The following is a 20,902-nucleotide window of genomic DNA, read 5'->3' on the forward strand; positions in this document are numbered from 1 at the left end:
AACAGGAGGAATTCAAACGATGATGAAGCATAAGGGATATATAGGAACGGCCGCCTATGATAAAGAAGCACAGATCTTTCACGGTGAAGTTGTAAACACACGCGACGTTATAACTTTTCAAGCCGATTCATTGGAAAAGTTGAATTCGGCTTTTAAAGATTCGGTAGACGACTATTTAGAATTTTGTATGGAAAACGAAGAGCATTCAATCCGCTCAGAAGACGGATCTCATTAGTAAAGTAAATGAGGTCCGTCTTTTCCATATCGACTATCAATCAAACCGTCTGCTTCTCCGTATAATACTCCGCCTGCGCTTCCCACATCTCCCGGTAAACCGCGCAGTCCGCCAGCAGTTCTTCGTGCGTGCCCAGCCCGGCGCGCCGGCCGCCGTGCAGCACGAGGATACGGTCCGCCAGCCGGACGGAGCCGAGCCGGTGCGTGACGATCAGCGCGGTGCGGCCGGCGGCGGCTTCGGCGAAGCGGCGGTACACGCGCGTTTCCTCCAGCGGATCGATCGCCGCCGTCGGTTCGTCGAGCACGATGAATCCGTGCGCGCGGTACAGGCCGCGCGCGATCGCGACGCGCTGCCACTGGCCGCCGGACAGCTCGACGCCGCCGAATTCGCGCGACAGCATCGTATCGAAGCCGTCCGGGAAGACGTCTTCAGTCAGCGGAAGCCCGGCTTCGCCGGCCGCGGATTCCAGCTTTTCGCAAAGAATGGGCGGTTCCGCGCCAGGCGATTGGGACGATCCGGCGGACTTGAGTCTCCATTCCCCGATCGTCACGTTGTCCGCCAGCGTCATGCGATACCGCCGGTAATGCTGAAACACCGCCGACGTCCCGGCAAACAATTCTTCCGGCGGAAGCTCCGATGTCGGCACGCCGTTGTGCAGCAAGGCTCCTTCCGTCGGGAGATACAGGCCGGTCAGCAGCCGCACCAGCGTCGTTTTGCCGGAGCCGTTGGCTCCGACCACGGCGAGCGTTTCGCCCGGATGGATATCGAGGTCGATCCCGTCCAGACTTTTATGCGGCGCGGACGGATAGGTAAAACTCACATTTTCGCATACGATGGCGGGCGGGCAAGGTTCAGTATTCGCAGTTGAATCCTCCGCCGCCGAAACGGTCTCCGCTCCACGCTCCGGCAGTTCCATCGCCCGCAAATAATTGCGGATTTTTCCGAAATTCTCCGCGTTCTTCGCCAGCCGTCCGGCAATCAGTTCCTCCATAAGCTGGAACATGCGGTCGATCGACGCGAACACGGCTGCAAAAGCGCCGACGCCGATACTCCCTTGAAGCAGCGAAGCCGCCAACAGCGCCATCACGCCGAAGTAGCCCGCAAACGTCAGCAGCTGCGCGCCGAGCTCCAGCAGATTCGCCCGCGTGTCCGCTTTTTGCTTGAGCGTATTCAGGCTGCGCAGCGCTTCGACGTACAGCCGGTAAAAGTACGGAAAACCGCCGAGCAGCCGTGTCTGCTTGAGCGCCGTCCGTCCGGCGATGCTGTCGGCATAGCTGTCCATTTTGCGGCGCGCCGGCGACGATCGGTCTTCCAGCCCGGCGTACAGCCGCGCGCGGATCAGCTGGCCGAGCAGCACCGGCGCGAACGCCAGCAGGACGGACAGCGTAAGCGCAGGCCGCAGCATAAACAAGTACGCGCCCATAAACAGGAGCTGCGGCACATACACGATACACACGTCCAGCATCGTATTGACGTAGGCGACCGCGTGGCGGATGCCGGCATAGGCTTTTTCGATCGCGCTTAGCGTGTCGGGTTCTTCGAACGAAACCGGGTGCAGGCGTCCCAGCTTGCGGCTCAGCAGTTCGGTCAGGCGCGCGGTCGAATAGGAATCGTACGTTTCCGCGATGAAGTAGGCGACGCCGTTGACGAGCTGCCCCGCCGTTTTGATCGCGAACAGCATCAGCAGCGCGGCCGCCGCTCCGGCCAGCATCGTACCGGCGTCCGGCGGCTGCGCCGAAGCGGCGATCCGGTCGAACAGACGCTGCATCGCCCGGACGGAGAGCGGGAAGAAAGCGGCGTCGACGACGAACAGCAGAACGTATCCGGCAAAAAGTTTCGGCTGGACCGACGCGATCCGCGGCAGCAGAAAACGCAGGATGCGCCAGGGCGAGAAGCGCCCGCTGCCGCCGTTTGCCGTTTGTACGGACGTGTTTGCGATCCGATTGCCGGCGCTCATCCCGTCCCCTCCATCGTTCCGGAATCGATCCGCGTTTGGCTCTCGTCCTGACCGGTCCGTTCTTCCGCATACCAGCTCCGCTGCGATTCGTACATCTCGGCGTACAACCCGCCCGCGAGCAGGAGTTCGGCGTGGCTGCCGGTCTCCGCGACCGCTCCGCCGTCCAGCACCAGAATCTCGTCGGCCGATACGGCCGCGCCGAGCCGGTGCGTAATCTGGATCACGGTTGCGCCCGATTCTTTGCCGATCGCTCCGAACAGCTCGTACAAGCGATGCTCGCCGACCGGATCGAGCGCGGCGGTCGGCTCGTCCAAAATATGCACCGGAGCGCCGCTGAGCGCGTTGCGCGCCAAAGCGACCCGCTGCCATTGTCCGCCGGACAAATCGGCCGCGCCCGTTTCCAGGCGCCCGAGCGGCGTCTCCGTCCCGAGCGGCAGCGTATCGGCAAGCCCGCCCAGACCGACCTGCTCCAGCGCCTTCCGGACGGGATCGGAGGAAGCGCCGCCGGGCAGATGGCAGTTATGTTTGATAGAGGCGCTATCGGTGTCTGTGCCAAAGTGCCGCGAACCCAGCGCTACCTGCGCCCGCAGCGGCACTTCGTAGTTCGCATAATCCTGAAACGTCACGGCAAACGCCGCTTTGAGCTCTTCCGCCGGCCACTGCCGCAGATCGCGCCCGCCGACGACAATGCTGCCCGTGTAGTCGGTGTAAAGACCGGTCAGCAGTTTGACGAGCGTGGACTTGCCCGCGCCGTTGCGGCCGACGATCGCGTAGCGTTTGCCGGGTTCGAGCGTCAGGCACAGATTATCCAGCACGGGATGCGCGGAGCCGGGGTAAGCGAAGCCGACGCGGTCGAATACGATAGCGCCGAGCGGCTCTTCCTGCGCGGCGAAGTCCGGCGTGAGTTCCGCGCCCGGAACTTCGTCCAGCGCCATAAACGCGGTCCAGTCCGCCAGAAAAGCCCGATTCTGCGCGACCTGCTGGAAGACCTGCGACAGCCGCCACGACATCTGCTCGGACAGATTCCACACCGCCGTCGCCAGTCCGATGTACATCCCGGCGCTCAGCGACCCGCGCGTCAGCGGCAGCAGAAGCAGCAGCGATACGATCAGCCCGAGCAGGGACGTCAGAATCGCGGCGCTTTTGGTGCGGATAAAGTTGCGGCGAAGCGCATGCCGGACGATCAGCCGCGCTTCTTCGAACGCCGCGCTCCATCTGCGTCCGACTTCTTCGCCGTAGCGGAACAGCGTCCGTTCTTCCAGGTCGGCGCGCGAGGACAGCACGTCGCGCAGGTAATCGGCGCGTCTTGCGGGCGTTTGGGCGGCGGCATAGGCCAGATAATCTTCGCGTCCCAGCGAGAAGGCGAGCTTCGTCAGCGGCACCGCGGCGGCCAGCGTCAGTGCGCCGATCCACCAAGCCTGGGCGGACAGCACGGCGAGAACGCCCCCGATGCGGACGACGTATTCGGCGGCGTCGAGCAGATTGTAAAAAGCGCCGCTCAAGCGTTCGGACGGATTTTTGCCGACACGGGCGATCAGGTCCCAGGTTTCGTCGTTTTCGATATGAGGGTAGGAAAGCGAGCCGCGTTTGCGCAAAATCCGCGGGTCGACGGCTTCGCGCATCCGGCGCCCGAGGCGCAGCTTGAGCGCGTTCAGCAGCAAAGACGCCAGACGCGAAGAAAGCAGCGTCAGCGCGAGCAGAGCAAGCGGGCCTGCGATCGCGGTAAATCCGTCTTTCATCGCGACTGAGGCGGCAGCGGACACGCCCGGTGTTCCGCCCCCGGCGCCGGCGGCGGAACCGACAACTGCCAGCGCCGTATTGACGAAATCGGCCGTGACCGCGATCAGAAGGCTGGGCGCAAGCGCCGCGGCCGTCAGCAGCAGCAGAATAGCGAGCGTGTGCAGCGGCGCGACTTTGAGCGGAATCTTGATGTAATAAAGCGGGGTATAAGAGCGGGCTTCGAGGTTCATGGGCGGCGATGCTCCTTCGGATTGATGGCTGTACGGGTCAAAACAATCCGCAAAAGCATAGCATGGATTTACTGGGAGCGCAGTTAATTAATTCTCATTGCTTCAATTCTTCCAACGTCTCGATCCAGCGTTCGACGACGGCCGGCGCATCATGCAGGACTATCGTGATTCCGCTCGTCAGCTCGGCATATTTGGCCGTGTCGGCGCGGACGTCGACGATGTCGGCGGCGAAGCGCGCTCTCGGATGCCGGGCTCCGTCAAGTTCGGGCAGCGGCTCGCAGTCCAGGCGGATCGCGTACGAGACGCCGCCGTATACGACCGCGAGCAGCGCTTTGCCCGTGCGCAGCAGATTGCCGGTCGTGCCCGTGCCGATCCACAGCGCGATACGCAGCCGTTCGCGCGACTCGGCCAGCACTTCGCCCGCGCCGACCATCGCCTGGTGCGGGTAACCGTCTTCGCCGACGGTGTGCAGCGTCATGGCGAGACGGGCTTTGTCCGCCAGGCTGCGGCCGTCGAGCAGGCTGAAGAGTTCTTCGTTCAGATTGGGCTGATTGGGCATGATTGGCATCCTCCTAAATCGGGTCGACCTGCACCGCCGCCTGCTTGCCGCTGATCTGGATGCCGGTTTTTTTCTGTCCGTCGGCTTTCAGGTCGCGCAGCAGTTCTTCCAGCAGTTCTTTCGCTTTGGCGCCTTCTTTGCCGGAGACTTTGACGACGAATTGAACGGAATCTCCGCCCTGGAGGATGCGCTGCGCCTGGTTCTTTTTCGTTTCGTAATCGTGCTCTTCGATATTCGGCGTCAGCCGGATTTCTTTCACTTTGGCCGGGCGGGCCGCTTTTTTCTCCTGCTGCCTGGCTTCTCTGGCTTTGCCGGAAGAAATCAGCGAGCAGGGAGGCGGACTGGAGTAAAGGGAGGTGCAGACGAGGTCCACACCCAATTCCTTCGCCAGCTTCAACGCTTCGCTTGTCGTCATGACGCCGAGCGCTTCGCCGTTCACGCCGGTGACGTCGACTTCGGCCGCTTTGATTTTTTCGTTTTTGATCATGACTCTATCGCTCCGTTTCCTGAAATGTTCTAGCTGGAATGTTCCGGGTTGAAAAAGACTGCGTATGCGTGTTTAAGCAAACTTTCTTTTTCAAGCCTAACGCGATCGGGACGACCGTGCAACAGCCGCATATCCACATCGGCAATGGTTTACAAATTTATCCATGCCAGGCCTGCAATATTGAAGATTTCCGGCAGGACTCGGGCAGCCGTTCGACGAAAGGAACAAAGGAAATCCAAAAGACAAGCGGCGCGCGGATCCGGGAAGCCTGACGACCGGGCCGGAGCCTGCCGCGGGAGGAGCGAAAAATGTCCGTACAAACGGGTCGGCAGCAGCCGGATTACCGGGGGAGCTATCATTTTTCACCGAAAGCGAATTGGATCAACGATCCCAACGGGCTGGTTCACTACGACGGGGAGTACCATCTCTTTTTCCAGTATCATCCGTTCGGCACGATCTGGGGACCGATGCACTGGGGGCATGCGGTTTCGAGCGATCTGGTGCATTGGGAAGAACTGAATATCGCGCTTGTGCCCGACGAGCACGGCGCCATCTTCTCCGGCAGCGCGGTGGTGGACTGGAACAATACGTCGGGATTTTTTTCGGACGGACCCGGCTTGGTCGCGGTCTTCACGCATCACGCCGAAACGCCGGGACGGCCGTTTATCCAGCATCAGAGTCTGGCGTACAGCGCGGACCGCGGACGGACCTGGACCAAGTACGAAGGCAATCCCGTGCTGCGCAGCGAAGCGCCGGCGGACTTTCGCGATCCCAAAGTGTTCTGGCACGCCGATACGTCTTCCTGGGTGATGATCCTGGCCTGCGGACAGGTCGTGAAGCTGTTTCGTTCGCCCGATCTGAAAAATTGGACGGAAAGCTCGTCGTTCGGCGACGGAATCGGCTGCCACGACGGGGTCTGGGAATGCCCGGACCTGTTCCCGCTGGCCGTGGACGGAGACTCCTCCCGGATCATATGGGTTATGCTGGTCAGCGTGGGCGCGCAGCCCAATCTGGCGGAAGGCTCGCGCACGCAGTACTTTACCGGGAATTTCGACGGACGGACGTTCGTTCCGGACGAAGCGTCGCGGCAGATCCGCTGGCTGGATTACGGGCGCGACAACTATGCCGGAGTCAGCTGGTCGGATGTGCCGGCCGAAGACGGCAGGCGGCTGTATATCGGCTGGATGAGCAACTGGCATTATGCCAATCAGACGCCGACCGAAGGCTGGCGCGGCGCGATGACCATCGTGCGTGAATTGACGCTGGAAACGCACGGCGCGCAGACCGTTCTGGTCCAGCGGCCTACGCGCGAATTGGAGGAGCGGCGCAGGCCCCTGCTGGAGCTCGGCCGGTCCTCGGCCGAGGAGCTGAACGAAGCGCTGGACAAGCTGGCCCCGCGGCTGCCGGACGGCTATGAAGTGACGGTCCGCGTTCCGGAGGGCGTTTCGTTCGGAGTGCGGGTAAAAGAAGGCGCGGGCGCGGCGGACGTCAAAAGCGGAACGCTGATCGGCGTGGACGCGGCGGCGAATACGCTCTACGTGGACCGCACGCGCTCCGGCGTATCGGATTTTCACGAATTGTTCGCGGGCCGGCACACCGCGCCGCTGCATGATCCGGTCGCGGAATCGGCAGGCGGCGCTCTCGAACTGCGGATCTTCGTGGACCGCAGCTCGGTCGAGGTATTTGCGGGCGACGGCAAAGCCGCGGTCACGGATTTGATCTTCCCGCGGGCGGGCGCGAACGGGATATCGGTATCGGCGGACGAAGCGGAAGAAAAAGAAGGAGCGTTTGCAGTGGAAGAATTCCGGCTTTACGCAATCGGCGGGGAAGCCTGAACCGCTTGGTTCCGCAATTTGCGCGACAAGGAAATTTCCTCCTAAAATCGGCCGGATTATGCTACATTAGTAGCAAGCAGGCTTAGAATGAAACGGATAGGCTTTAAGCACCAGGGAGGGGTCAACCATGTACTGCAGCAAATGCGGAGAACGGCAGCCGGAGCACGCATCTTTCTGTTCCAAGTGCGGAACGCGCCTCGGCGCGTCGAAACCGCAGGCGGGGCCGGCCGCCCGCGGCGAAGAGAAAGGCCAGGCCAAAGGAGCGCCCCGCGTATTTCCGTCCGACATGCTGTCCAAAGACAAGCCGTCCGCTTCGGGCGGACGCCGTCATTACGACGGAAACCGGTACGCCGAACCGAGCCGGCGCATGACGTTCATGAGGCAGAAATGGGTGCCGCCCGTGATCGCGCTGGCGATCCTGGCGGCCGCGGGCGGCGGATACGGCTGGTACGAGCATGAGACCGGCAGCGCCGCGCAGGCCGCGGAGCTGCACGAAGCGGCGAGCAAGCTTGCGCTGGAAGGCGATTATCCGGCAGCACTGGACAAGCTGGCCCGGGCTTCGGCGCTGGCTCCGCAGCACGAAGGCATCCGGACCGACCGGACTCTGGTCGAAACGGCGCAAAGCGCGCAGAAAGGGCTGGACAAAGTGTCCGGCCTGCTCGATCGGGGCGACGCGGAATCGGCGGCGGAATCGCTTTCCGCTGTCGAACAGCTGCTCGGCGATCGCGGCGAGCCGCTGTTCGAGCCGGAGAAGGCACAGGCCGAAGACAGCCGCGAACGGCTGTCCGTGCTGAACATGAAGCGGGAAGTGGAGCAGCTCGGCGACGTGGACGCGCTGGCTTCCCGGCTGGACGAAGCCGACGCGCTGAGCGGCGGCGATGCGAAAGAAGTGCGCGGACTGATCGTCGCGAAGATCGTGTCGGTCAGCTCCGCGCGCGCCGAAGAGCTGCTGCAAAGCGGCAGCTTCGACTCAGCCTCCGCCGTCGTCGGCTCGGCGCTGCGGTACGCGGAAGGCGATTCCGCGCTGACCGGGCTGCAAAGCCGGATCGACTCGGAACGCAAAGCGAAGGAAGCGGAGCGCAAAGCGGCCGAAGCGGAACAGAAAGCCGAGGACGCGCGGCAGCAGGCCGCGGAGGCGGCCGAAGCCCAGCGGCAGGCGGAAGAAGCGGCGGACCGCGCCCGCGTCGAATGGGCGGCCGAGCAGGGCGAAGCGGAATACGCGGTCCAGTCTTTTTACGACAATTTGAATATGCAGAACTATTCGGGCGCGTACAATCTGCTCGGCGGCCGCTGGCAGAAAGGAACGGGGTACGCCGACTTTGCGGCCGGTTACGCCGATACGTATTCGGTCTGGATCGATTCCATATCGTCGGCGCGCAAAGACGGGAACGTCGAAGTCACGATCGGCATCACCGCCTGGGAAGACAAAGATTCGGAGATGCAGTATTCGACCTACAAAGCCGTTTACCAGGTAGGCTACGAGAACGGAACCATGAAGATTTTGAGCGGCAAAGGCGAGAAAACGAACTGACCGCGAATGGAATGGAAAATATTGTTTATCTCGACCGCAGGCGGGTAATGGATTACCGGAGCGTTCCGCCCGCGCTGTTTTTTACCGACGCGGCGGCATCCTTAAAGGGTGCCGTTTTTGTTTCTCTGCCGATGTTGTCCCCCGAGCGGACAGCCGTGAACAAACCTTACGATTCCGGCCGCCGATAAACCGCTTACAAATTTGTCTTTACAAATCCGCAAGCGGGAGAGTAAGATAAAACCGAAAGTTGTATACAGGTATACTTGTTTAAATTTTAGGCGGAACGGTTATGGATACGAGGGAAAGAAAAGGAGTGATCGTCTTGAAGCTTGGCATGATCGGTCTGGGCAAAATGGGCTACAATCTGGTATTGAATTTGCTGAACAATGGGCACGAGGTTGTTGTAAACGATGTCAATCCGGCCCCGGGCGCGGAACTGGCGGACAAAGGCGCGTTTGCGGCGGAATCCGTGGCCGAGCTGGTCGGTCGATTGGAGAAGCCGCGGATCGTCTGGGTGATGGTGCCGGCGGGTCCGATCGTGGACGGCGTGCTGGACGGGCTGTCCGCGCTGCTCGAAGAAGGCGATATCGTAATCGACGGCGGCAATTCGAAGTACAAAGACTCGATCCGCCGGGCGGAGGCGCTTGCGCGCAAAGGCCTCTTTTTCTTCGACGCGGGTACGAGCGGCGGCATGTCGGGCGCGGAGAACGGCGGCTGCTTCATGGTCGGCGGCGACAAACAAGTCTTCAAGACGATCGAGCCGCTGTTCCAAGACCTGTCGGTCGAAAGCGGCTATCTGTATACCGGACCGAGCGGCAGCGGGCATTATCTCAAAATGGTGCACAACGGCATCGAATACGGCATGATGCAGGCGATCGGCGAAGGCTTCGAAGTACTGGAGAAAAGCGCGTTCGATTACGATCACGAAGCGGTGGCGCGCGTCTGGTCGCACGGGTCCGTTATTCGCGGCTGGCTGATGGAACTGACCGAGAACGCTTTTTCCAAAGACCCGAACCTGGACGAGATCAAAGGCGTGATGAAAAGCTCCGGCGAAGGCAAATGGACGGTGCAGGAAGCGCTCGATCTGGAAGTGAGCACGCCGGTGATCGCCCTGTCGCTGCTGATGCGGTACCGCTCGCTGGAGAACGATACGTTCCACGGCAAAGTGGTCGCGGCGCTGCGCAGCGAATTCGGCGGACACGCGGTGGTCAAAGAAGATTGAGTTTCGGCGGCGAACGCTTCGTTTCATGGAACCTTCCGGAGCAAATATGCTAGAATCGGGAGAGTGCATCCGTTTGACAAGGCCTTATCGTTCAAGCGGGCAAATCCAGCAACGGGGAGTCGTTCAATGATGCAATATCCTTCCGCCTGGCTCCAGGGAGCTTCGCTCGGCGAGTCGATCGCCAGCCGGCTGCGGCTGCAAATCATCAACGAAGAGATCAAGCCGGGAGAAGTCGTCTCGGAGAACCGCATCGCGGAAAGTTTCGGCACCAGCCGTTCACCGGTCCGCGAAGCGCTGAAAATGCTGGCCGGCGAAGGCCTGATCCGCCTCCAGCGCATGGGCGCGGTCGTGGTGGGCCTGAGTCTCGAAGACGTCAAAGAGCTGTACGACGTGCGCTACCTGATCGAAAGCTTCGCCCAGCAGCGGCTGGCCGGCCGGGATAACGGCGCGCTGACCGCGCAGCTCGAACAGGCGATCGACAAGATGAAGCTGGCCGTCAAATACGGCGATTACGAAGAGTTCGCGTACCAGGACCTTTCGTTTCACGAACGGATCGTCGCCGAAGCCAAACATACGCGCATTCTGCATCTGTGGAACAGTATCCGCCCGATCGTCATGACCGTGATTCTGCTGACGACGGAGAAAGGCTTCCGGCAGGGCGAGGAGCGGATGAACTGGGTCGCGGACAAGCACCGGATGGTGGTGGACGGGTTGAAATCCGGCGACGCCGCGAAGATCCGGGAAGTGGTGCAGGCGTATTTCGACGATTCGGGCGAGACGCTGAACCGCAGCATGCCGTGAAGAACGCCCGTGCCGGGCTTCTCCTCCCATAAAGTTGTCGACAAGTATACCGATTGTTGTTGTAAGCGTTCTACATATATTCAAGGAGGGTTCTGTATGCAAAATTTATTCGGACTCAGTCATAATGCGACGCTGCTCGTATGGACGGCAGTCGCGATCGTTTTCCTGGTGCTGCTGATTGCAAAGTATAAATGGAACCCGTTCGTCACGCTGCTGATGTCCGCGCTGGCGCTTGGGCTGCTGGCCGGCATGGACTCGCAGGAGCTGATCAAATCGGTCACCGGCGGTCTCGGCGGCACGCTCGGCACAATCGCGATCGTTATCGGTCTCGGCACGATGCTCGGCAAGATGATGGCCGAATCGGGCGGGGCCGAGCGGATCGCGAATACGCTGATCGACCGTTTCGGCGAAAAAAGGGTCCACTGGGCGATGGTCGTCGTGGGCTTCGTGGTCGGCATTCCGGTCTTTTTCGAAGTCGGCGTGATTCTGCTTATTCCGATCATCTTCCTGGTCGCCCGCAAAACGGGCATGTCGCTGCTGCATATCGGCATCCCGATCCTGGCCGGTTTGTCGACCGTGCACGGACTGGTGCCGCCGCATCCGGCTCCGATGATCGCGATCGACGCGTTCGGCGCGAATCTCGGCACCACCATTCTGTACGCGCTGATCGTCGGCATTCCGACCGCGATTATCGCGGGTCCGGTATTCGGCAAGTTTATCGGCAAAAGAATCCTCGTCACGCCGCCGGCGGAACTGGCGGACCAGTTCTCGGCCAAAAGTTCGGACAATCTGCCGGGCTTCGGCATCACGCTGTTTACGATCCTGCTGCCGGTGCTGCTGATGCTGCTCGGTTCGATCGCCGGCATCGTCGATCCGGAAGGGACGAGCGGCTTTACGCATTTTGCCGAATTTGTCGGACACGAAGTGATCGCGCTGCTGATCTCGGCCGTGTTCTCGTTCTTCTCGCTGGGCTTCGCCCGCGGTTTCACCAAGTCCGACCTGTCTAAATTCACGAGCGAATGTCTGGCTCCGACCGCGTCGATCATCCTGATTATCGGCGGGGGCGGCGCGTTCAAGCAGGTGCTGATCGACAGCGGCGTCGGCGGCGCGATCGCGGCGCTGGCCAACCAGTCGCATATCAACGTGATCCTGTTCGCCTGGCTGGTCGCGGCGCTGATCCGCGTGGCGACGGGCTCGGCGACGGTCGCGATGACGACGGCCGCGGGGATCGTCGCTCCGGTGCTGGCAATCTCCACCGGCGTCAACGTCGAGCTGGTCGTGCTGGCGACCGGCGCGGGCTCGCTGGTATTGTCCCACGTCAACGACGCCGGGTTCTGGATGATCAAAGAATTTTTCGGTATGTCGGTCGTGCAGACGCTCAAATCGTGGACGGCGATGGAAACGATCTTGTCCGTCTCGGCTTTAATCTTTATTCTTATATTGAGCGCGATTGTGTAAGCCGGTTCCAACCGGACGGGATCGAACCGGTCCGGCGAAACACAATCCGGCGAAAAATGTGAATACGCGGACGCAAGTGGACCGGAGACTCCGGTCCGCTTTGCCGCATTCGGAAGGAAGGTTGTACAATGAGCGAAAAGTGGATGATCGGCGTCGATATCGGCACGACGAGCACGAAGGCGGTGCTGTTCCGGGAAAACGGCGATGTAGCCGCGCAGGAGAATATCGGCTATCCGCTGCATACGCCGTCGCCGTCGGTGGCCGAGCAGGACCCGGACGAGATTTACCGCGCGGTAATCGCGGCGATCTCGGGCGCCGTTCGCGCGGGAGGCGCGAAGCCGGAAGACATTCTGCTCGTCTCGTTCAGTTCGGCGATGCACAGCCTGATCGGCGTGGACGGCGGCGGAGCGCCGGTGACGACCTGCATCACCTGGGCGGACAACCGCAGCGCCGGCTGGACGAAAAAGCTGCGGGAGGAACTGGGCGGACACGAAATTTATCTGCGCACGGGCACGCCCGTGCATCCGATGTCGCCGCTGTCCAAGCTGCTGTGGCTGCGTCATGACCAGCCGGAATGGTTCGACGCTTCGGCGAAATTTATCTCGATCAAGGAATACGTATTCTTCCGCTTGTTCGGACAGTATGTGGTCGATCACTCGATCGCTTCGGCGACCGGGCTGTTCAATCTGGAGCATCTGGATTGGGACAAGGAAGCGCTGGAGATCGCCGGGGTAACGCCGGAACGGCTGTCGCAGCCGGTGCCGACGACGCACGCCGTGCGCGGACTGGACCCGCTGCTGGCGGAGCAGCTGGGGCTTGAGCGGGATACGCCGTTTATCGTCGGCGCAAGCGACGGCGTGCTGTCGAACCTGGGCGTCGGCGCGATCCGCCCGGGCGTCGTCGCGGCGACGATCGGGACCAGCGGGGCGATCCGCACCGTGGTCGACCGTCCGGTCGTCGATCCGAAAGGGCGCTTTTTCTGCTATGCGCTGGCGGACGGACTGTGGGTCATCGGCGGTCCGGTCAACAACGGCGGCATGCTGTTCCGCTGGGTGCGCGACGAATTCGCCGCTTCGGAAGTCGAGACGGCCAAGCGGCTGGGGATCGATCCGTACGACGTGCTGACGCGAATCGCGCAGCAGGTGCAGCCGGGTTCGGAAGGACTGCTGTTCCATCCGTACCTGACCGGCGAACGCGCGCCGCTGTGGAACCCGGATGCGCGGGGCTCGTTTTTCGGCCTGACAATGAACCACAAGAAAGAGCATATGATCCGCGCGGTGCTCGAAGGCGTTATTTTCAATCTGTACACGGTGATGCTGGCGATGGAAGAGCAGATCGGCCGGCCGGAGAAGATTCACGCGACCGGCGGCTTTGCGCGCTCGCCGCTGTGGCGGCAGATGATGGCGGATATCTTCGACCAGGAAGTCGTGATCCCGGAAAGCTTCGAAAGCTCCTGTCTCGGCGCGGCCGTACTGGGTCTGTACGCGCTCGGACGCGTCGATTCGCTGAACGTAGTCGAAGACATGATCGGCGGCACGCACCGCCACGAGCCGGTCGAAGACAACGCCAGAGTGTATAAACATCTGCTGCCGATCTTTATTTCCGTGTCGCGCAGCCTGACGCACGAATACGAAGCGATCGCCCGGTTCCAGCGGGAGATGGCAGGGGAGCTGTAGCGTTTTTGGGTAAGAACAGAATAAGGGCATAGAAAAAGCCCTTCGTCAGCCGAGCCGGGAAAGCTCGCCTTGCGAAGGGCTCCCTTTTTGGGCGCCGGAGGTCCGGATGATCGCATTTGAGGATGGAATCATGCGTTTATGCAGCCGGGATCGGAATGAAATCAGACCGATCCGGACAATACGCCGGCGCGAGACGGGGCAACGGTGAGGCAGCCGGCCGCCCGGAAGCGGCCGGCGGGGCGAAGGCGCGCGGCCATAAGCCGCGGCGCAGGCCCGTATAAGAACCGGCGGCTGCCGGACTTACGCGGAAAACACGGAAGCGGAGACGGCAAAAAGCCTCTTCCGACAAGAAGAGGCTTGAATAAGCGAAAGTCTCTTCTTATCTCTCCGTTCGTTCGATTCCGCGCGGCGGAATTTCGAGCGAACGAGCAAGAATTAGCACCGTGCCCCTATGGGGTCGGTTGCCGGGCTTCATCGGGCTGGTCCCTCCGCCTGCTCTTGATAAGATGTTTCATTCCCTGCACATGGATCGTGTACTTCTGTGAATCGTGCCTATTATCCCACGCTTCATCCGGAGTGTCAACGGCGGGAGGCGCTGCGCGGAAACTCCGTATACTTGCAAATGAACCGCAAACGAACCGTAAGCAAAACCCGAACAGGAGGCTGAGAAAATGGCGAAATGGAAAATCACTTGCATTCAGCATAACGTGATCTTCGGCAATCCGGAAGCCAACTATAAAGCGTTCGAGCAGCAAATCGAAACGGCGATGAAGGGCGGACCGGATATTCTGGTCCTGCCGGAGCTCTGGACAACAGGTTACGATCTGGAGCGGCTGAACGAGATCGCGGAAGACGATGCGGCGCGGAGCAAAGCTTTTCTCGCAGAGCTGGCCCGCAAGCATAACGTCCATCTGATCGGCGGATCGGCCGCCAAGCGTACCGAAGAAGGCGTATTCAATACGCTGCTGGCTTACGACCGGGAAGGACGGCAGATTGCGGAGTACAACAAAGCGCATCTGTTTCAGCTGATGGACGAGCATCTCCATCTGCAGGCGGGCAGGGAAACCGGAGATTTCGAACTGGACGGCGTCAAGACTGCGGGCGTTATCTGTTACGATATCCGGTTTCCCGAATGGATTCGTCTGCATGCGGCGGCGGGCGCCGAAGTGCTGTTCGTCGTCGCGCAGTGGCCGGTGGAAAGACTCTCGCACTGGCGCGCTCTACTGACGGCGCGGGCGATCGAGAATCAGTGCTGGGTAGTCGGCTGCAACCGCAGCGGCACCGATCCCGATCACGACTTTGCCGGCAGCTCGATGATAATCAATCCGTTGGGAGACATTGTGGCGGAAGCCGGCAAGAATGACGAACTGCTCAGCGCCGAGATCGATACTTCGGAGACCGCGGAAGCGCGCGGACATATTCCGGTCTTCGAAGATCGCCGGACCGAGCTGTACCGTTAAACGGATTCGGGAACGCGTTCTTGGTTTGAGCATGGATGGGAACGATCATACTTTTATTTTACGGCCTCTCCAATTCACGGAATGGAAAATGTTCACCCGGATGAAGGAATACAAATAGATGCCTACGAAAAACGAAAAGAAAATCGGATAAACCAGGAAAACCGCTTTGTTGAAATTGCCGACCCTGCCCGCAAATCCTGCCGTTTGAACAGCATACAGCGCATACAATATCCCGCTGAACAAGATGGCGGCGGGATTCCATTCTATCAGGGAAGAGATCAGGGCTGCCGCGGCGATGAAACTGCCGGAAATCCATAAGACGACCATGAACATGACGGCGGGATGAGTGGACTTGGAGCCGACGGCGAAACTTTTGCACCAGCCCTCGATCAGACTTCCTACGCCTTCCGGGTACATGCGCAAAGAGATGATGCCTTTGCCGCCGAGACAGCGAACAGGAAGATCCTGTTCCAGAAACGCTTCGCCCAGCGCCAGATCGTCCATGATGGCGCCTTCGATTTTTTGGTGGCCTCCGGACAAAAAGTAATCGTCCCGATTGCATAGGATGCACGGGCCGAACGAACCGGCCGTTTTGAACCGCGAACCCCAGACGGTAAATAGATTCATGCCCACGACAACGATGATGTTGAAGACGACGGAGATGTATTCATACCAACGCTCGACGGTATGAAAAGGCTGCAGCGCCGTAATGCCCCGGGCTCCTTTTTCCCGGTAGAAATGCAGCAGATGGCTTAATCCGTCCACGCTTTCGAACCTTGTATCGGCGTCCAAAAATAACAACCAGCTTCCTTTGGCCTGTTGGGCGCCGTACCAGCAGGCCGCCGATTTTCCTGCGCCTTCGTTCCGCAGCACCCTGGCGCCGAAGCTTTCCGCGACAGCCGCGGTCCCGTCCGACGAATCGTCGTCGATAACCAGAATTTCGAACGACCTGAACCGCTGCTCCTGCAGCGATCGCAGCAGAGGCGGGATTCGGCTTGCTTCGTTTCTGGCCGGAATAAGGATGGACAGAAACGGGAGGCCGGCCGCGGATGAGGTGGAGGGACCGGGGACCGGCAGCGACCGGAACATCAGGACACCGATCGCCGCCGCCGCAAATCCGATTGCCAGTTTAATCATTTCCAAAGCCGTTATCATATCCGCCGCCTTTCTTCATCCGATCTTTTTTTATTTTACCGAATAATCGAACAGCTCGCCCGTATCGTCCTGGATCAATTCCTGGGCGGCGATTTTGGCCGACAGCAGCACGATCGGGACGCCGGCGCCGGGATGCGTGCTGCTTCCGGTAAAGTACAAATTTTCGCAATGGCTCGCTTTGCTTTGCGGGCGATAGTGGTTGCTCTGCTTCAGAATAGGCTGCAAACCGAACGCGGCGCCGTTATGCGCGTTGAACTTCGAACGGAAATCGAGCGGCGTGGTATGCGTTTCCGCAACGATCTCGTTCTCGATATTTTCGAAGCCGCGAATCTTCTTCAATTCGTTAAGGATGTAAGCGCGATAATAAGAAACCGTCTCCTCGTCCCATTCGTAATTCGATTCGGCCGCATTCGATACGGGCATCAGGACATACAAGCCGTCTTTCCCTTCGGGCGCCAGAGACGAATCCATTTTCGAAGCGATGTACACGTAGAAAGAAGCGTTCGTCAGTTTTTTGCCGTCGAAAATATCTTTGAGATTCCGGTCGAGGTTTTCATTGAAAATAAAATTATGCACATGGTCGATTTCTTCGTACTTTCGGTCCATGCCGAGGTAAAGCAGGAAACAGGAACAAGAATATTTCAGGCTGTCGACTTTTTCGTCGGTATATTTGCCTTTGGCCGGCTTGTCCTGGACCAGATGTTTGATCGCATACGGGAAGTCCGCGTTGCAAACGACATAATCCGAAGCGATTTTTTGCCCGTCCACGACAATCCCTTCCGCTTTTCCGTTTTGAATAGAGATCTCCTGTACGTTCCTGCCGTAATGAATCGTCCCTCCAAGTTCCTTGAAAAGCCTCTCCATCGACAAAGCCATCGTATACATGCCGCCCTTGATAAACCATACGCCGTACAGAAATTGAAGCATGGGAATCATCGTATAAAAAGAAGGGCTGGTGAGAGGGGAGATGCCGATATACAGTGTTTGAAAGCTGATCATTTGTCGCAGCCTTTTGTTCTTGATATACCGGCCGACGAACCGGTCCGCGGTATCGTAAGGCTTCAGCTTCACGGCTTTTTTGAGCATCGGTAGGTTGTAGAAATCGCCTCTTTTGCGGAAAGGTCTTGGAAGAATGTAACGCTTGGCGATGATGAATTTCTGGTAGATTTCATGCATATAACGAAAAAAGCCCGCCGTGTCTTCTTCGCTGATCGATTCGATCGTCCGGGTCAACCGGGTCATATCGGAAGAGATATCGAACGGCCGGTGGGGAATATCGCTGAAATAAGCCCGATAAATCGGGTCCAGTTTCTCCATCGGAATATAGTCGTCCGGATCGCGGCCGCACAGTTCGAACACTTCCCGGTAGATTTCCGGCAGCATCACGATGCTCGGCCCCAGATCGAATTTGTATCCTCCTTCCAATTCGATACGGTTCATTTTGCCGCCGGGCATCGAGCCTTTTTCATAGATTTCCGCCTGGTAACCCGCGGCCTGAAGCCTGATGGCAGAAGCGAGCCCCGCCACCCCGCTTCCGATGACAATCACCTTTTTGCTCATGCAAAATCCTCATTTCCGCATCCTGTTTTCTTTATTCCGGTATCGATTGCTATTACAGCAGCCACTTCCTCAACTTTTTCAACGCGTTCAGGTTTCGGTCGGAATACGGCGGGAATTTCCCGGGAAAACGCAGGTAATGATAGGTTCGGACATGCGTTTTTTCGTAACTGAAAGCTGTAAAACCGGCTTTGCCGTGATAAGCGCCGTATCCGCTTTGTCCGACTCCTCCGAACGAGATATGGGGGCTTGCGGCATGATGGATCACTTGATTGACGCCGATGGTCGAGGAGCGCATATATTCGTTGAACCGCTGAATGCGATGTTTGTTTGTGCTGAAAATGTATCCGGTGAGCGCATCGCGCTGGAGACTGCCGCCGGATAATAAAGTTTCCAGATCGGCGTAGGGAATAACCGGAAGAACCGGCCCGAAAATTTCTTCCCGCAAAACGGAACTTCCCGGTTCGATGTCCGTCAGCACGGTCGGAGCGATAAAGCGGTCGGACCGGTCGTGCGCGCCGCCGCGGCGGACCGTGCCCTGGCCGATAAACCCAACCACCTTTTGAAAATGGGCGTCCGTACAAATCCTTCCGTAATCTCCGCTTGCCTGGGGCTGCTCTCCGTAGAAAGCGGAAAGCGCAGCGGAAATTTCGTCCAGCGTCTGCTCGTAAACGGATTGATGGACGAACAGGGTATCCGGCGCGATGCAGGTCTGGCCGGCATTGAGGAATTTACCCCAGACGATGTCCCTGACGGCTGCCGGGGAAAATCCTGTTTCGTCCAGGATGCACGGGTTTTTCCCGCCGAGTTCCAGGATTACCGGCGTAAGCCGTTTGGCTGCCTGATCGGCCACAAGCTTCCCCGTTTGCCCGCTGCCCGTGAAGAAAATCAAGTCGAAAGGGGCCGACGTCAGCAGGCCGGCGGTTTGTCCATCGCCCGTCACGACGTGCAATTGTTCGGGAGGAAAGGCCCGATTGATGATTTTTTTCAGCAGTTCGGCCGACGCCGGCGCGTATTCGGACGGTTTGACGACGCAGGAGTTCCCGCCGGCGATCGCCCCGATCACAGGCATCAGCGTAAGCTGGACCGGATAATTCCACGAGCCGATAACCAGTACGCTTCCGTACGGATGCCTTTTTTTTCGAAGCGCTTCTACGTAACCCAATTTAAGATGCCGCGATTTCCGGGACCGGTTCCAGTTGGACAGGTGCCTGCACACATAATCGATTTCGTTCAACAGAACGGCGATCTCGGACGAAAAAGATTCGAACGCCGGTTTGCCCAAGTCCGCATAAAGGGCGTCGGTCAATTCTTTTTCGCGCTCCAAAAGGATACTTTTCAGCTTTAAAAGCTGCTTTTTGCGCATCTCGCTTGAAGGACTTCCTTTGGATAACAATTCTTCGCGCTGTCTTTCCGGTAAGGCTTGCAGAACATCCGCTTTATTGTCCGGCATGGGAAAAATCCCTCTGAACGATTTTCTTGCTGACAAGCTGGCCGCTCAAAGTGACCATAGGCATTCCGCCTCCCGGGTTTACGGTTCCGCCCACGAAGTATAAATTGTTATAGCGTTCACTTTGTTTCGGATGCTTGAAGCCTTTATTTTTTTTGCGGTTTGACAACGTTCCGTAGATCGCGCCCCGGTCGGAGCCGTACATCTTCTGGATATCTTCCGGCGTCCATACGTCTTTGGTCACAATATTGGCCCGCAGATCGTGCAGGCCCATTTTCTCCAATTTGATCAGGGTCCGCTCGGCAAATTGTTCGTACTCCTGCCGGGTAATCGGGTTCCGGTCCTGAATATAAGGAATATGAGGCAGCACTTTGATGTTCTCATGCCCTTCCGGAGCCTGCGAAGGATCGGTTTTATTGACGTTGACCAAATAAATAACCGGATCTTCCGGCAGTTTATGATCGTGGAAGATCGATTGCATCTGCTGCTTCATGTTTTCCGCGAAAAAGAAATTATGATGGCGAAGCTGCGGATAGCTTTTTTTTACGCCCAGATGCATGACCAGGCCCGAGCTGGCCGGTTCGAATTTTTTCTTTAATTGTTCTACGAAATGACGGTCTTCCTCCAGCAGCCGTTCGTAAACCGGGATGACTTCCATATTCGAAACGTAATAATCCGCGGTCAGCTTCGTTCCGTCTTCCAGAAGGGCTCCCGTAATTTCGCCGTTCTTTTTTTCAAGCTTGGCGATCGGGGTCCCGAGGTGGAACCGAACCCCTTCTTCCTCGGCCAGCTTCACCAGACCGTCCGCCAGCTTATTCAAACCGCCGGGTACGTACCAGACCCCCTGGTCGTGCTGCATGTAGATCATCATATTCAGAACGGCAGGCGCATCGTAAGGAGACGAACCCACGTACTTGATGAAATAGGACAGCATATCGCTGAACTGTTTGTTGCTGATCCGTTTGTCGATCGCCCGCCGGACGGTAGAAAACAAATCGAAGTTTTTCAAAGCGGCAAACAGGGTCGTATGTTTCATGATTTCTCTCGTTGTATCGACGCCGTGCGTAAAATAGGTTTTGTCCGTCATCTCGTAAAGCATCTTGGAATAGCGGAGCAAATCCTTGTATTCGCGCATGTCTTTTTCGTTCAGGGATTGGTTGTTCTCCTGCATGTCCTGCAAATCTTCGTACAAGTCTATGATGTTTCCGTCGGGGAAAAAGGAGCGCCATTGGTGATCCAGCTTCTCGATCGGAACGTAGTCTTTCATGGATTTGCCGCTGGCGGCAAACAAATCTTCGAAGACCCGGGGCATCGTCAGAATGGACGGGCCCAGATCAAAACCGAAACCGTCCTGGTCCAGCCGGTTCAGCTTTCCTCCGATGTGATCGTTTTTCTCGTATAACGAGACACCGTATCCTGCCTGAGCCAGCGAAATCGCGGCCGACAGCCCTCCAAGTCCGCCTCCGATAACCAGTACGTTTTTGTTTGTCGTGTTCACTTGTCGGGTTTCTCCTTCCCATGAATCGAAAATGGCGTTCGTTTTTGTGCC

At 58.7% G+C, this 20,902-nt stretch carries 16 protein-coding genes and 1 riboswitch; of the genes, 8 read left to right on the forward strand and 8 right to left on the reverse strand.

Annotated elements, in window-relative coordinates; genetic code table 11:
* The first annotated feature begins 19 nt into the window (after positions 1–19).
* Positions 20–235, forward strand: a complete 216-nt coding sequence (locus QWJ34_RS00750) for a type II toxin-antitoxin system HicB family antitoxin (protein WP_302725139.1) — start codon at positions 20–22, stop codon at positions 233–235.
* A gap of 40 nt (positions 236–275) precedes the next feature.
* Here QWJ34_RS00750 and QWJ34_RS00755 read toward each other — a convergent pair whose 3' ends face one another.
* From QWJ34_RS00755 to infC, 4 genes are all read right to left on the reverse strand, one after another.
* Complete coding sequence (locus QWJ34_RS00755; protein WP_302725140.1) at positions 276–2,192, reverse strand: ABC transporter ATP-binding protein; 1,917 nt, start codon at positions 2,190–2,192, stop codon at positions 276–278.
* On the reverse strand, positions 2,189–4,162 hold the full coding sequence (locus QWJ34_RS00760) for an ATP-binding cassette domain-containing protein (protein WP_302725141.1): 1,974 nt from the start codon (positions 4,160–4,162) through the stop codon (positions 2,189–2,191). Before QWJ34_RS00760 ends, QWJ34_RS00755 begins: the two co-directional genes overlap by 4 nt.
* 94 nt (positions 4,163–4,256) lie before the next feature.
* Positions 4,257–4,721, reverse strand: coding sequence for a pyridoxamine 5'-phosphate oxidase family protein (locus QWJ34_RS00765; RefSeq protein ID WP_302725142.1), 465 nt, complete (start codon positions 4,719–4,721; stop codon positions 4,257–4,259).
* A 13-nt stretch (positions 4,722–4,734) separates the two neighbouring features.
* A complete protein-coding gene (gene infC / locus QWJ34_RS00770) occupies positions 4,735–5,208 on the reverse strand; it encodes a translation initiation factor IF-3 (RefSeq protein WP_302725143.1) in 474 nt (157 codons plus the stop codon).
* A 308-nt stretch (positions 5,209–5,516) separates the two neighbouring features.
* On the opposite strand from infC, the gene QWJ34_RS00775 reads away from it, so the two are divergent.
* The 7 genes from QWJ34_RS00775 to QWJ34_RS00805 all read left to right on the forward strand — a co-directional run bounded on the left by QWJ34_RS00775 (position 5,517) and on the right by QWJ34_RS00805 (position 15,191).
* On the forward strand, positions 5,517–7,043 hold the full coding sequence (locus tag QWJ34_RS00775; protein WP_302725144.1) for a glycoside hydrolase family 32 protein: 1,527 nt from the start codon (positions 5,517–5,519) through the stop codon (positions 7,041–7,043).
* Between the two features lie 127 nt (positions 7,044–7,170).
* Positions 7,171–8,574, forward strand: a complete 1,404-nt coding sequence (locus QWJ34_RS00780; protein WP_302725145.1) for a zinc ribbon domain-containing protein — start codon at positions 7,171–7,173, stop codon at positions 8,572–8,574.
* A 322-nt stretch (positions 8,575–8,896) separates the two neighbouring features.
* On the forward strand, positions 8,897–9,796 hold the full coding sequence (gnd, locus tag QWJ34_RS00785) for a phosphogluconate dehydrogenase (NAD(+)-dependent, decarboxylating) (protein WP_302725811.1): 900 nt from the start codon (positions 8,897–8,899) through the stop codon (positions 9,794–9,796).
* A 129-nt stretch (positions 9,797–9,925) separates the two neighbouring features.
* The gene (locus QWJ34_RS00790) at positions 9,926–10,597 is read left to right on the forward strand and encodes a GntR family transcriptional regulator (protein WP_302725812.1); all 672 of its coding nucleotides are present in this window, start codon (positions 9,926–9,928) and stop codon (positions 10,595–10,597) included.
* Positions 10,598–10,693: 96 nt separating this feature from the next.
* On the forward strand, positions 10,694–12,055 hold the full coding sequence (locus QWJ34_RS00795; RefSeq protein ID WP_302725146.1) for a GntT/GntP/DsdX family permease: 1,362 nt from the start codon (positions 10,694–10,696) through the stop codon (positions 12,053–12,055).
* Between the two features lie 128 nt (positions 12,056–12,183).
* Entirely contained in the window at positions 12,184–13,731 is a 1,548-nt protein-coding gene (gene gntK / locus QWJ34_RS00800; protein ID WP_302725147.1) for a gluconokinase, read from the forward strand.
* Positions 13,732–14,107: 376 nt separating this feature from the next.
* Positions 14,108–14,239, reverse strand: a riboswitch (SAM riboswitch).
* Between the two features lie 163 nt (positions 14,240–14,402).
* Positions 14,403–15,191 carry a carbon-nitrogen family hydrolase gene (locus QWJ34_RS00805; protein WP_302725148.1) on the forward strand — a complete coding sequence of 263 codons (789 nt, stop codon included), beginning with the start codon at positions 14,403–14,405 and terminating at the stop codon, positions 15,189–15,191.
* Positions 15,192–15,236: 45 nt separating this feature from the next.
* On the opposite strand, the gene QWJ34_RS00810 is transcribed toward QWJ34_RS00805, so the two are convergent.
* The 4 genes from QWJ34_RS00810 to QWJ34_RS00825 form a co-directional block, all read right to left on the reverse strand.
* Positions 15,237–16,346, reverse strand: a complete 1,110-nt coding sequence (locus QWJ34_RS00810) for a glycosyltransferase family 2 protein (RefSeq protein ID WP_302725149.1) — start codon at positions 16,344–16,346, stop codon at positions 15,237–15,239.
* 30 nt (positions 16,347–16,376) lie between these two features.
* On the reverse strand, positions 16,377–17,906 hold the full coding sequence (locus QWJ34_RS00815; protein ID WP_302725150.1) for a phytoene desaturase family protein: 1,530 nt from the start codon (positions 17,904–17,906) through the stop codon (positions 16,377–16,379).
* A 52-nt stretch (positions 17,907–17,958) separates the two neighbouring features.
* On the reverse strand, positions 17,959–19,269 hold the full coding sequence (locus tag QWJ34_RS00820; protein ID WP_302725151.1) for an aldehyde dehydrogenase family protein: 1,311 nt from the start codon (positions 19,267–19,269) through the stop codon (positions 17,959–17,961).
* Between the two features lie 73 nt (positions 19,270–19,342).
* Complete coding sequence (locus tag QWJ34_RS00825) at positions 19,343–20,851, reverse strand: phytoene desaturase family protein (protein ID WP_302725152.1); 1,509 nt, start codon at positions 20,849–20,851, stop codon at positions 19,343–19,345.
* Positions 20,852–20,902 lie beyond the last annotated feature (51 nt).

Origin of the sequence: Saccharibacillus sp. CPCC 101409 (genome assembly GCF_030518235.1) — a bacterium.
Taxonomy (GTDB): domain Bacteria; phylum Bacillota; class Bacilli; order Paenibacillales; family Paenibacillaceae; genus Saccharibacillus.

Coding starts and splice junctions, on each gene's coding strand:
- QWJ34_RS00760 (WP_302725141.1), bottom strand. CDS start 4,162: ATGAACCTCGAAGCCCGCTCTTATACCCCGCTTTATTACATCAAGATT.
- infC (WP_302725143.1), bottom strand. CDS start 5,208: ATGATCAAAAACGAAAAAATCAAAGCGGCCGAAGTCGACGTCACCGGC.
- QWJ34_RS00780 (WP_302725145.1), top strand. CDS start 7,171: ATGTACTGCAGCAAATGCGGAGAACGGCAGCCGGAGCACGCATCTTTC.
- QWJ34_RS00750 (WP_302725139.1), top strand. CDS start 20: ATGATGAAGCATAAGGGATATATAGGAACGGCCGCCTATGATAAAGAA.
- QWJ34_RS00795 (WP_302725146.1), top strand. CDS start 10,694: ATGCAAAATTTATTCGGACTCAGTCATAATGCGACGCTGCTCGTATGG.
- gntK (WP_302725147.1), top strand. CDS start 12,184: ATGAGCGAAAAGTGGATGATCGGCGTCGATATCGGCACGACGAGCACG.
- QWJ34_RS00805 (WP_302725148.1), top strand. CDS start 14,403: ATGGCGAAATGGAAAATCACTTGCATTCAGCATAACGTGATCTTCGGC.
- QWJ34_RS00790 (WP_302725812.1), top strand. CDS start 9,926: ATGCAATATCCTTCCGCCTGGCTCCAGGGAGCTTCGCTCGGCGAGTCG.
- QWJ34_RS00775 (WP_302725144.1), top strand. CDS start 5,517: ATGTCCGTACAAACGGGTCGGCAGCAGCCGGATTACCGGGGGAGCTAT.
- QWJ34_RS00755 (WP_302725140.1), bottom strand. CDS start 2,192: ATGAGCGCCGGCAATCGGATCGCAAACACGTCCGTACAAACGGCAAAC.
- QWJ34_RS00765 (WP_302725142.1), bottom strand. CDS start 4,721: ATGCCCAATCAGCCCAATCTGAACGAAGAACTCTTCAGCCTGCTCGAC.
- QWJ34_RS00810 (WP_302725149.1), bottom strand. CDS start 16,346: ATGATAACGGCTTTGGAAATGATTAAACTGGCAATCGGATTTGCGGCG.
- QWJ34_RS00815 (WP_302725150.1), bottom strand. CDS start 17,906: ATGAGCAAAAAGGTGATTGTCATCGGAAGCGGGGTGGCGGGGCTCGCT.
- QWJ34_RS00820 (WP_302725151.1), bottom strand. CDS start 19,269: ATGCGCAAAAAGCAGCTTTTAAAGCTGAAAAGTATCCTTTTGGAGCGC.